Genomic DNA, 11,653 nt, shown 5'->3' with positions numbered 1-11,653 from the left:
CGGAAGGACACATGAACACTCAATCCAGCGCCGGCCCCTCGGACTTCGCGCACGCGGGCCTTGCACACACGGGCTCCGCGCATGCGGACTTCGGCCACGCGGGCTCCCCGCACAGTGAATCCCTGGCCGTCATCGGAATGTCGTGCCGGCTGCCGGGCGCGGCGGGTCCCGAGGAGTTCTGGGCGCTGCTGCGCGACGGTGCCGACGCCGTCACCGCGCCCCCCGCCGACCGCCCGCTGCCCGACGCCTGCCCGCCCTTCGGCGGCTACCTCGACCAGGTCGACTCCTTCGACGAGGGCTTCTTCCGGATCTCCCCGCGCGAGGCGGCGGCCATGGACCCGCAGCAGCGGCTCGTCCTCGAACTGGGCTGGGAGGCCCTGGAGGACGCCGGACTGCCCGCCGACACCGTCCGGCACACCGCCACCGGTGTCTTCCTCGGCGCGATCGCCGACGACTACGCGGCGCTGCACCGGGGCCGCACCCCCGACCAGTACGCCTTCACCGGGCTGGCCCGTGGCGTCCTCGCCGGCCGCGTCTCCTACGCGCTGGGGCTGCGCGGCCCCAGCCTCACCGTCGACACCGGGCAGTCCTCGTCCCTGGTGGCCGTGCACCTGGCCGGCCAGAGCCTGCGCCGCGGTGAGAGCCGGATCGCGCTCGCCGGAGGCGTTCACCTCAACCTCGCCCCGGACAGCGCCCTGCGCGCCGCCCGGGCCGACGTCCTGTCGCCGGACGGCCGCTGCCACACCTTCGACGCCCGCGCCAACGGATTCGTCCGCGGCGAGGGCGGCGGGCTCGTCGTCCTCAAGCGCCTCTCCGACGCGCTCGCCGACGGCGACCGGATCCACGGTGTGATCCTCGGCAGCGCCGTCAACAACGACGGCGGCGGCGAGACCCTGACCGCTCCCGACCCCGAGGCCCAGACCGCCGTCATCCGCGCCGCCTGCCAGGACGCCCGGGTCCGCCCCGACGCCGTCCGCTACGTCGAACTGCACGGCACCGGCACCCCCAAGGGCGACCCCGTCGAGGCCACCGCCCTCGGCGCGGCCCTCTGCGACGGCCGGTCGGCCGACGACCCGCTGAGGGTCGGCTCGGTCAAGACCAACATCGGGCATCTCGAAGGCGCGGCCGGAATCGCCGGACTGCTCAAGACCCTGCTCAGCCTGAAACACCGGCAGTTGCCCGCCAGCCTGCACTTCCGCACCCCCAACCCCGCCATCGCCCTCGACCGGCTGGGCCTGCGGGTGCAGCAGGAACTCGGGCCCTGGCCGCAGGGGCAGCAACTCCTCGCGGGCGTCAGCTCGTTCGGGATCGGCGGCACCAACTGCCATGTCGTCCTCGGCGAAGCCACGGCAGCAGCGCACACGCCGGACACAGCCCCCGGCGCTCCGCTGCTCGGCGGGGCCGGACTGTGGCCCGTCACCGCGCGCACCGAGCCCGCGCTGCGCGGCCAGGCCGCCCGGCTCGCCGCCGCACTGCGCGCCGCCCCCGACCTCGACCCGGCCGACGTCGCCTTCTCACTGGCCACCACCCGGCAGGCCCTCGACCACCGGGCAGCCGTCACCGGCACCGGGCGCGAGGAACTCCTGCGCGGCCTGGACGCCCTGGCCGGCGGGCAGCCGGCCCCGGGACTCCAGCGCGGGCGGGCACTCGACGCCCGGCCGATCATGGTGTTCCCGGGACAGGGCCAGCAATGGGTGGGCATGGGGCGCGAACTGCTGCGTACGACACCGGTGTTCGCCCAGTGGATCGCGCGCTGCGAGACCGCGCTCGCCCCGTACGTCGACTGGTCGCTCACCGACGTCCTGACGCACGGCGTGGACGGCGACGACAGCCACGACGGCGACGAGGGCGGCGGCGACGGCGAGCTGAACCGGCTGGACGTCCTCCAGCCGGTGCTGTGGGCCGTGATGGTCTCGCTGGCGGAGCTGTGGCGGGCCGCCGGGGTGCGGCCGGCAGCCGTCATCGGCCACTCGCAGGGCGAGATCGCGGCCGCCGTCGTCGCCGGCGCCCTGACCCTGGAGGACGGCGCCCGGACGGCGGCGCTGCGCGCCAGGGCACTGCGCGCGGTGGCCGGAACCGGCGGCGGCATGCTGTCGCTCGTCTGCGACCAGCCCACCGCCGAGGACATCGCCGCCCCCCACGGCGGCCGGGTCGCGCTCGCCGTGCTCAACGGCCCCGACGCCATGGTGCTGTCCGGCCCCGCCGAACTCCTGGAACAGTGCGCGGCCGACTGCGCCCGGCGCGCCATCCGCCACCGCCAAGTCGCCGTCGACTACGCCTCGCACTCCCCGCTGGTGGAGCCCTTGGAGCCCGCCCTGCGGGACCTGCTCGCGCCGGTGACCCCGCTCGCGCCCACGGTGCCGATGCTGTCCACCACCACCACGGAATGGGTCCGCCCGGGCGAACTGGACGGGCGGTACTGGTACGAGAACCTGCGGCGTCCCGTGCGGTTGCACGCCGCCGTGCAGAGGCTCGCCAGGGCCGGACACCGGCTGTTCATCGAGGTCGGCCCGCACCCCGTGCTCACCGCCGGCATCCAGGCCACGCTGGAAGCCGAGAACGGCGGCGTCGTCCTGGGCACGCTGCGCCGGGGCGACGGCGGTCCCGCGCGGTTCCTCGACTCCCTGGCGGAAGCCTTCGTCCAGGGCGCGGAGGTCGGATGGGACGTGCTGTACGCCGGCACCGACGCCGCCCGGGTGGACCTGCCGACGTACGCCTTCCAGCGCCGCCGGCACTGGCCCGACGCGGCGGCCGACACGGCGGCAGAGATGGTGGCGGCCCCGGTGGCTTCCACAGGTGCCGATGCGGTGGCGGAGGAGGGGCTTGGCGGGCTCGGCGCGATGAGCCCGGCCGAGGCCGAGCGGTTCCTGACGCGTACCGTGCGGACGCATGCCGCGGCGCTGCTCGGACACGCCTCGCCGGACGACGTCGATCCCGAACTGTCCTTCCGCGACCTCGGGTTCGACTCCCAGCTCAGCGTCCGGCTGCGCGGCGACCTCAACGCGGCCACCGGCGCGGGCCTGGGCACCAGCGCGGTCTTCGACCATCCGACGCCCAGGGCCCTCGCCCACCGGCTGCGGGAACTGCTCACCGGCGGCCAACCCGGGGCCCATGGGCATGCCATGCCCGACGCCACGCCGGACTCGCCGGACGTGCGGGACGCGCGGGACGCGATCGCGATCGTCGGGATGAGCTGCCGGTACGCGGGAGGCGTCGGCTCGCCAGAGGAACTGTGGGACCTGGTGCTCGCCGAGCGGGACGCGGTCGGCGACTTCCCCGACGACCGTGGCTGGGACCTCGCCGCCCTGCTCGCGCCCGGCCCCGACGGCACACCCGCCTCGGCCACCGGCCAGGGCGGCTTCCTCACCGGGGCGGCGGACTTCGACGCCGAGTTCTTCGGCATCTCGCCGCGTGAGGCGGTGGCGATGGATCCGCAGCAGCGGCTGCTGCTGGAGACGTCGTGGGAGGCGTTCGAACGGGCCGGGATCGACCCGCACTCGCTGCGCGGCAGCCGTACGGGCGTGTTCGTCGGCGCGATGGCGCAGGACTACGGACCGCGCATGGACGAGCCCGGCAGCGGAGCCGACGGATACGTCCTCACCGGTACCTCCGTCAGCCTCGCCTCCGGACGCGTCGCCTACACCCTGGGCCTCGAAGGCCCCGCCGTGACGGTGGACACGGCCTGCTCGTCGTCGCTGGTGGCCCTGCACCTCGCCGTCCAGTCGCTGCGCTCCGGCGAGTGCGACATGGCGCTGGCGGGCGGCGCGACCGTGCTCTCCAGCCCCGGCCTGTTCGTGGAGTTCAGCCGCCAGGGCGGACTGTCGTCGGACGGCCGCTGCAAGGCGTTCGCGGCGGGCGCGGACGGCACGGGCTGGGGCGAGGGCGTCGGCCTGCTGCTGGTGGAGCGGCTGAGCGACGCCCGGCGCAACGGCCACGAAGTACTGGCGGTGGTGCGGGGTTCCGCCGTCAACCAGGACGGCGCGTCCAACGGCCTGACCGCCCCCAACGGCCCTTCGCAACAGCGCGTCATCTCCGAGGCCCTGTCCAACGCGGGCCTGACGGCCTCCGACGTGGACGCGGTCGAGGCACACGGTACGGGCACCGCGTTGGGCGACCCGATCGAGGCTGAGGCGCTGTTGGCGACGTATGGGCAGCGCGGCGACGGACACCCGCTGCTCCTGGGGTCGGTGAAGTCCAACATCGGGCATACGCAGGCGGCTGCGGGCGTGGCCGGTGTGATCAAGATGGTCATGGGGCTGCGCCATGGGGTGCTCCCGGCGTCGCTGCATGTGGATGAGCCGTCGTCGTTCGTGGACTGGTCGTCGGGTGCGGTGGAGGTGGTGCGGGAGACGGTGGCGTGGCCGGACGCGGGTCGGGTCCGGCGGGCCGCTGTGTCGTCGTTCGGGATCAGTGGGACCAACGCGCACGTGATTCTGGAGCAGGCGGAGGCTTTTGAGCCGGTTGGGGCTGAGGAGTCGCCGGTGCCGGTGCCGGTGCCGGTGGTGGCGCTTGGTGGGGTGGTGCCGTGGGTGGTGTCCGGGCGGGGTGCCGGGGCGTTGGCGGCTCAGGCGGAGCGGCTGGTCGGGTACGCGGGTCGTGGTGTCGGTGCGGTGGAACTCCCGTGCGTGGCTTACGCGTTGGCTGGCGGTCGAGCGGTGTTCGCTGATCGTGCGGTGGTCTTGGGCCGGGGTCTGGATGAACTGACGTCTGGGGTTGGGGCGTTGGCGTCCGGTCTGGAGGCATCGGGCGTTGTCGCGGGGTCGGTCGTGGGCTCGGGTGTGGTGTTCGTGTTCCCGGGTCAGGGGGCGCAGTGGGTGGGTATGGGGCGGGAGTTGCTCGTCTCGTCTCCGGTGTTCGCCGCGTCGATCGCGGAGTGCGAGGCGGCGCTGTCGCCGTGGGTGGACTGGTCGTTGACCGGTGTACTCGCCGGTGATGGGGATGAGTTGGCGCGGGTTGATGTGGTGCAGCCGGTGTTGTGGGCTGTGATGGTGTCGTTGGCTGCGGTGTGGCGGTCGGTGGGTGTCACGCCCGTCGCTGTGGTGGGTCACTCGCAGGGTGAGATCGCGGCGGCGTGCGTCGCGGGTGCCTTGTCGTTGGAGGATGCGGCTCGGGTGGTGGCGGTGCGGTCGCGGGCGATCACGCGGCTGGCGGGTACCGGCGGGATGGTGTCCGTGTTCGCGTCCGTCGACGAGGTGGAGCCGTTGCTGTCGGACGGTGTCGGGATCGCGGCCGTCAACGGGCCGGGGTCCGTCGTGGTGTCGGGGTCCGTGGACGAGCTGGATGTGTTCATGGCCGGGTGTGAGGTGGCGGGGGTTCAGGCGAAGCGGGTCGCCGTCGACTACGCCTCGCACTCGGTGATGGTCGAGGCGTTGGAGGCGGAGCTGCTGGCGGAGCTCGACGCGGTGGTGTCGCGGCGGCCGACGGTTCCGATGCTGTCGACGTACACCGGTGACTGGGTCAAGTCCGGTGAGCTGAACGGTGGTTACTGGTACGGGAACCTGCGTCACCGGGTGCGTCTCGCGGACGCGGTGGGTGAGTTGGTCGCCGCCGGGCACCGGCTGTTCGTGGAGGTCAGTCCGCATCCCGTGTTGCTCGGTGCCCTACAGGACACCCTGGACGACAGTCCGGCCACCGCCGTCGCGCTGGGCACCCTACGCCGCGACCAGGGCGGGGTCGAGCGGCTGTTGACCTCGGTGGCGCAGGCGTTCGTGCATGGTGCCGACGTCGACTGGACGACCGTACTGCCCGCCGCCGGGGCGGGACGCGGCGGCGACCTGCCGACGTACGCCTTCCAGCGGCGGCGCTACTGGCTGCGGCCGGGCGGTGGCGTCGGGCATCCGTTCATGGGCGAGGCGACCGAACTCGCCGACGGCGGTGCCGTGTTCACGCGGCGGATCGCGCCGACGGCGCAGTCGTGGCTCGCCGATCACGCGGTGCTGGGCACGGTCGTCGTACCCGGGACCGCGCTGCTGGAGGCGGCGGTGCACGCCGGGCAGCGGCTGGGCTGCGAGCGGGTGGAGGAACTGACCCTGGAGGCACCGCTGACGGTGCCGAGGGACGGTGCCGTACGCCTTCAGGTGCGGGTCGGCCCGCGCGACGACACCGGCCGGCGCGAGCTGGAGATCCACGCCTGCCCCGCCGACACGGACACCCCGGCGCTCTGGACCCGGCACGCCGGTGCCGTACTGGCCGAAGGCCGGGACCCGAGCGCGCCCGTCGAGGTACGGCCGCTCGACGTATGGCCGCCCGAGGGGGCCGAGCCGCTGGAACTCGCCGCGTTGTACGAGGACTTGGCGCGGCGCGGCTACGACTACGGGCCGGTGTTCCAGGGGCTGCGCGCCGTCTGGCGGGACGGCGACGAGGTGTACGCCGCCGTCGCCCTGCCGGAGCAGGAACGCGAGCAGGCCGCGCGTTACGCCCTGCATCCCGCGCTGCTGGACGCGGCGCTGCACGCCGTCCTCCTCGGCGAACGGACCGGGCTGACCAAGGGCGACGGGCTGCTGCTGCCGTTTAGCTGGTCCGACGTCACCGTCTCGGCGAACGGCGCCGACGAACTGCGAGTACGGCTGCGGCCGACCGGCGTCGACACCGTGTCGCTGCTGGCCGTCGACGCCGACGGCGAGCCGGTCGTGGACGTACGGGCGCTGGCGCTGCGCCCGGTGGCCGCCGATGCGCTGGCCGCAGGCGCGGACACCTTCGCCGGGCCCGGATCCGGCTCCGGATCCGCCTCCGCCGAGCAGGCGCTGTACGTCACCGACTGGGTGCCCGTCGAAGCGGCCGGGGCCGGGGCGTGCGCGCTGCTCGGGCCGGATCTGTTCGGGCTGGCCGAGCTGCTCGGGCGCGGCGGCAGTGAGGTCACCGGGTACCCGGAGCCGGCCGCCCTGGCCGAGGCGGTGGCGGCCGGTGAAGTCGGGCCGGGGCATGCCGTGGTCGTCTGCGCGCCGTTGCCGGAGCCGGGCACCGTATCGGAGCGGCTGTACGGCGAGGTGCGGCGTGTGCTCGAACTGGCGCAGGCATGGCTGGCCGACGAGCGGTTCGCCGAGCTGCGGTTGACGGTCGTGACGCGTGGCGCCGTGGCCCGGGACAGCGGGGACGGCCTCGCCGATCCGGTGGCGGCGGCGGTCTGGGGCCTGGTGCGGTCGGCGCAGTCGGAGCATCCGGACCGGCTGCGCCTGCTGGACCTGGACCAGGACCTGGACCCGGGCGCTCCGGGCGCGGACTCCTCCCGCACCGGCCTCGCCCTCGTGGCCGCACCGCAGGCCTGCCTGCGCGACGGCGTGGCGCTCGCGCCGCGCCTGACACCGGTCTACGCCACCGCCCCCTCGGACCTCGACTTGGACCTTGGCGACGGGAGGCCGTGGCGTGTGACGCCCGGTTCCGGCGGCACCCTGGAGAGCCTCGGCACCGAACCCGCCCGGGACGTGCTGGAGCCGCTGGGCCCCGGCCAGGTGCGGGTGGCCGTACGCGCGGCCGGGGTCAACTTCCGTGATGTGCTCATCGCGTTGGGCATGTACCCCGACCCCGGGGTGCCGCTGGGCATGGAGTGCGCCGGTGTGGTGACCGCGCTCGGCACCGGCGAGTGCGGCGAACTCGCCGTCGGCGACCGGGTGTTCGGCGTCGTGACGGGCGGTCTGGCGCCGCTGGTGGTCACGGACGCACGGCTGCTGGCGCGCATCCCCGCGCACTGGTCGTTCGCGCGGGCGGCGGCGGTCCCGATCGTGTTCCTGACCGCCTGGTACGCCTGGCAGGACCTGGCGGGCCTCCGGGCGGGGGAGAAAGTGCTGGTGCACGCGGGTGCCGGTGGTGTGGGCATGGCGGCCATCCAGTTGGCCCGGCACCTGGGTGCGGAGGTGTACGCCACCGCGAGCCCCGGCAAGTGGGACGTACTGCGTCAACTCGGCCTGGACGACGACCACATCGCCTCCTCCCGTGACCTCGGCTTCGCCGAGAAGTTCCCCGGTGTGGACGTCGTACTCAACTCCCTGGCCGGGGAGTTCGTGGACGCCTCGCTGCAACTGCTGTCGACCGGTGGCCGGTTCGTGGAGATGGGCAAGACCGACATCCGTGACGCGGCTCAAGTCGACGCGACCCAACTCGACGTGTCCTACCGGGCGTTCGACCTCTTCGAGGCGGGCCCCGAGCGGCTGGGCGAGCTGCTCGCCGAGGTGTCGGCGCTGCTGGCCGCCGGAGGGCTGGAGCCGCTGCCGGTCCAGGCCTGGGACATCCGCCGGGTCCGGGACGCGTTCCGGTACATGAGCCAGGCCCGGCATGTCGGCAAGGTCGTGTTGACCGTGCCGCGCCCGCTGGATCCGAACGGCACGGTCCTGGTGACCGGCGGCACCGGCGGCCTGGGTGCGCTCGTCGCCCGGCACCTGGTCACCGGCCATGGCGTACGGAACCTGCTGTTGCTGTCCCGGCGTGGCCAACAGGCCCCCGGTGCAAAGAAGTTGGCGGCGGAGCTGACCGAACTGGGTGCCGATGTACGGGTGGTGGCCTGCGACACGGCGGACCGGGCGGCACTGGCCGAGGTGATCGCCTCCGTACCGGCCGACCACCCGCTGACCGCTGTCGTGCACACGGCCGGCGTGCTGGACGACGGGGTGATCGCCTCGCAGGACGCGACCCGGCTGCGTACCGTCATACGGCCGAAGGTCGAGGCCGCCTGGCATCTGCACGAACTGACCGCCCACCTCGACCTGGCCGCGTTCGTCCTGTTCTCCTCGGCCATGGGCGTGCTTGGCGCTCCGGGGCAGGCCAACTACGCCGCCGCCAACGCCGCCCTGGACGCCCTCGCCGCCCACCGCCAGTACCTCGGCCTGCCCGGACTGTCCCTGGCCTGGGGTTTCTGGGAGCGGCGCGGGGGAATGACCGGGCACCTCGACGACGCCGACGTGGCGCGCATGACCCGTACCACCGGGCTGGCGCCCCTCGCCGACGACGACGGCATGGCGCTCCTCGACGCGGCCCTGCGACGCCCGGAGGCGGCCCTCGCCCCGGTCCGGCTCAGCCCGGCAGCCCTGCGGGCCCGCGCCGCGGCCGGATCCGACCTCGGACTGCTCCGCGACCTGGCCATGGCCCGTACGGCCACGGTTCCTACGGCCCTGATCCCTACGGCCGTGGGACGTACGCCCGCCCGGCGCGCCGCAGGCGCTCACCCGGGCGGCCTCGGCGAGCGGCGTTCCCCGGCCGAGGAACTGGCCGCGCTCCCGGACGCCGAACGACGCCGCGTCCTGACCCGGTTGGTGAAGACCCACGTCGCGACCGTGCTCGGCCACGGCACCGCCGGGCAGCCGGCGGGGGAGCGCACCTTCAAGGAACTCGGCTTCGACTCGCTCACGGCGGTGGAACTCCGCAACCGCCTCGGCACGGCCACCGGGGTCCGGCTCGCGGCGACGATGATCTTCGACCATCCGACGCTGGACGCCCTGACCGAGCACCTGATGAGCGCGACTGATGGCGCAACAGCCGATGGTGGCGCGAGTGGTGCCGCGAGCGGCGGTGACCCGGCCGCCGCCGTCGACCCGCTGGTGGAAGTCGAACGGCTGGAAGCGCTGCTGCGCCGCATGCCGGCGGACGCCGAGCAGCGCGGTGCCATCGCCACCCGGATGTACGCCTTCCTTTCGACGTGGACCGTCAGTGCCGACGCCACGCAAGGCGGCGACGGCGACGACCTCTCGCTCGCCAGCGACGAGGAGCTGTTCGAACTCCTCGACAGCGACCTCGGCCTTTCCTGAACTGCTTTCCGCGAAACGTGCACTGCGCAAGAGGAGCTGACTCCAGTGACCACCGAAGTGACCACCGAGCAGAAGCTACGCGACTACCTGAAGCGCGCCACGGCGGATCTGCGGCTGGCACGTCGGCGGGTACGGGAGCTCGAGGAGACCGAGCACGAACCCGTCGCCGTCGTCGGCATGGCGTGCCGGTTCCCCGGTGGCATCGGCTCGCCCGAGGAGCTGTGGGAGTTCGTCACGGCGGGCGGCGACGCGATCTCCGCGTTCCCGGCCGACCGGGGCTGGGACATGGACGCCCTCTTCTCCCCCGACCCGGAACGCTCCGGTACGAGCTACCTGCGCCACGGCGGATTCCTCTACGACGCCGGGGACTTCGACGCCGAGTTCTTCGGCATCTCGCCGCGCGAGGCGATGGCGATGGACCCGCAGCAACGGCTCCTGCTGGAGACCTCGTGGGAGGCGCTCGAACGCGCCGCGATCGCTCCGGACCGGCTGCGCGGCGAGCGCGTCGGCGTCTACGTCGGAGCGCTCGCCTCCGACTACGGCCCGCCCTCGCACCGCGCCCCCGGTGCCTACGAGGGGTACCTGACCACCGGCAACACGTCGAGCGTCGCGTCCGGGCGGCTCGCCTTCACCCTGGGCCTCGAAGGCCCGGCGCTGACGGTGGACACCGCGTGCTCGTCGTCGCTGGTGGCCCTGCATCTGGCCGTGCAGGCGCTGCGGCGGGGTGAGTGCACCATGGCCCTGACCGGCGGCGTCACCGTGATGTCGCAGCCCGGCACCTTCGTCGACCTCGGCCGCCAGCAGGGTTTGGCGCCCGACGGACGGTGCAAGGCGTTCTCGTCCGGCGCCGACGGCTTCGGGCCTGCGGAGGGCGTGGGGATGCTCGTGGTCGAGCGGCTGTCGGACGCCCGGCGGCTGGGCCACCGGGTGCTGGCGGTGGTGCGCGGCTCGGTCGTCAACCAGGACGGCGCGTCCAACGGGCTGACCGCGCCGAGCGGCGCCGCACAGGAACGGCTGGTGCGGGCCGCACTCGCGGGCGCGGGCCTGGCCCCGGGCGACGTGGACGTGGTCGAGGCGCACGGTACGGGCACGAAGCTCGGCGACCCGATCGAGGCCCGCGCCCTGCTGGCGACGTACGGACAGGGCCGTGAGGCCGAACGGCCACTGCTGCTGGGGTCGGTGAAGTCGAACATCGGCCATACGCAGGCGGCTGCGGGCGTGGCCGGTGTGATCAAGATGGTCATGGCCCTGCGCCACGGAGTGCTCCCGGCGTCACTGCATGTGGATGAGCCGTCGTCTTTGGTCGACTGGTCGTCGGGTGCGGTGGAGGTGGTGCGGGAGGCGGTGGCGTGGCCGGACGCGGGTCGGGTTCGGCGGGCCGGTGTGTCGTCGTTCGGGATCAGTGGGACGAACGCGCACGTGATTCTGGAGCAGGCGGAGGTGGCGGAGGCGGCTGAGGCTGCGGAGCGGGCTGAGGCTGAGGCTGCGGAGTTGCCCGTTCCGGTGCCGGTGGTGGCGCTTGGTGGTGTGGTGCCGTGGGTGGTCTCGGGGCGCGGTGCCGCAGCACTGCGGGCCGTGGCGGACCGGCTCGCCACCGGAAGCGCGGGGACCGATGTGGCCGGTGTCGCCGGTGCCCTTGTCGGCGGCCGGTCGGCGCTGGCGGACCGTGCGGTGGTCTGGGGGCGTGACACGGCCGAACTGACTGCGGGCCTGCACGCGGTGGCCCGGGGCGAAACAGCCGCCGGCACGGTCAGCGGGGTGGCCCGGTCGGGCGGTGTGGTGTTCGTGTTCCCGGGTCAGGGGGCGCAGTGGGTGGGGATGGGTCGTGAACTCCTTGAAACATCCCCGGTGTTCGCGGCGGCGGTTGCCGAGTGCGAGGCAGCGCTGTCGCCGTGGGTGGACTGGTCCCTGACTGGTGT

General features: G+C 73.8%; 2 protein-coding genes. Both read left to right on the top strand.

What is annotated here, in order from left to right:
- Positions 1-11: 11 nt before the first annotated feature.
- On the top strand, positions 12-9,734 hold the full coding sequence (locus BMZ82_RS32800; RefSeq protein ID WP_093781041.1) for a type I polyketide synthase: 9,723 nt from the start codon (positions 12-14) through the stop codon (positions 9,732-9,734).
- Positions 9,735-9,779: 45 nt separating this feature from the next.
- A partial coding sequence (locus BMZ82_RS32795; protein ID WP_371271340.1) for a type I polyketide synthase occupies positions 9,780-11,653 on the top strand: 1,874 nt, incomplete at its 3' end.

Source organism: Streptomyces sp. yr375 (assembly GCF_900110755.1).
Taxonomy (GTDB): Bacteria; Actinomycetota; Actinomycetes; order Streptomycetales; family Streptomycetaceae; genus Streptomyces.
Note: the sequence above shows the minus strand (reverse complement) of the source record. Positions and strands in the feature narration are given on the sequence as shown.

Coding starts and splice junctions, on each gene's coding strand:
- BMZ82_RS32800 (WP_093781041.1), top strand. CDS start 12: ATGAACACTCAATCCAGCGCCGGCCCCTCGGACTTCGCGCACGCGGGC.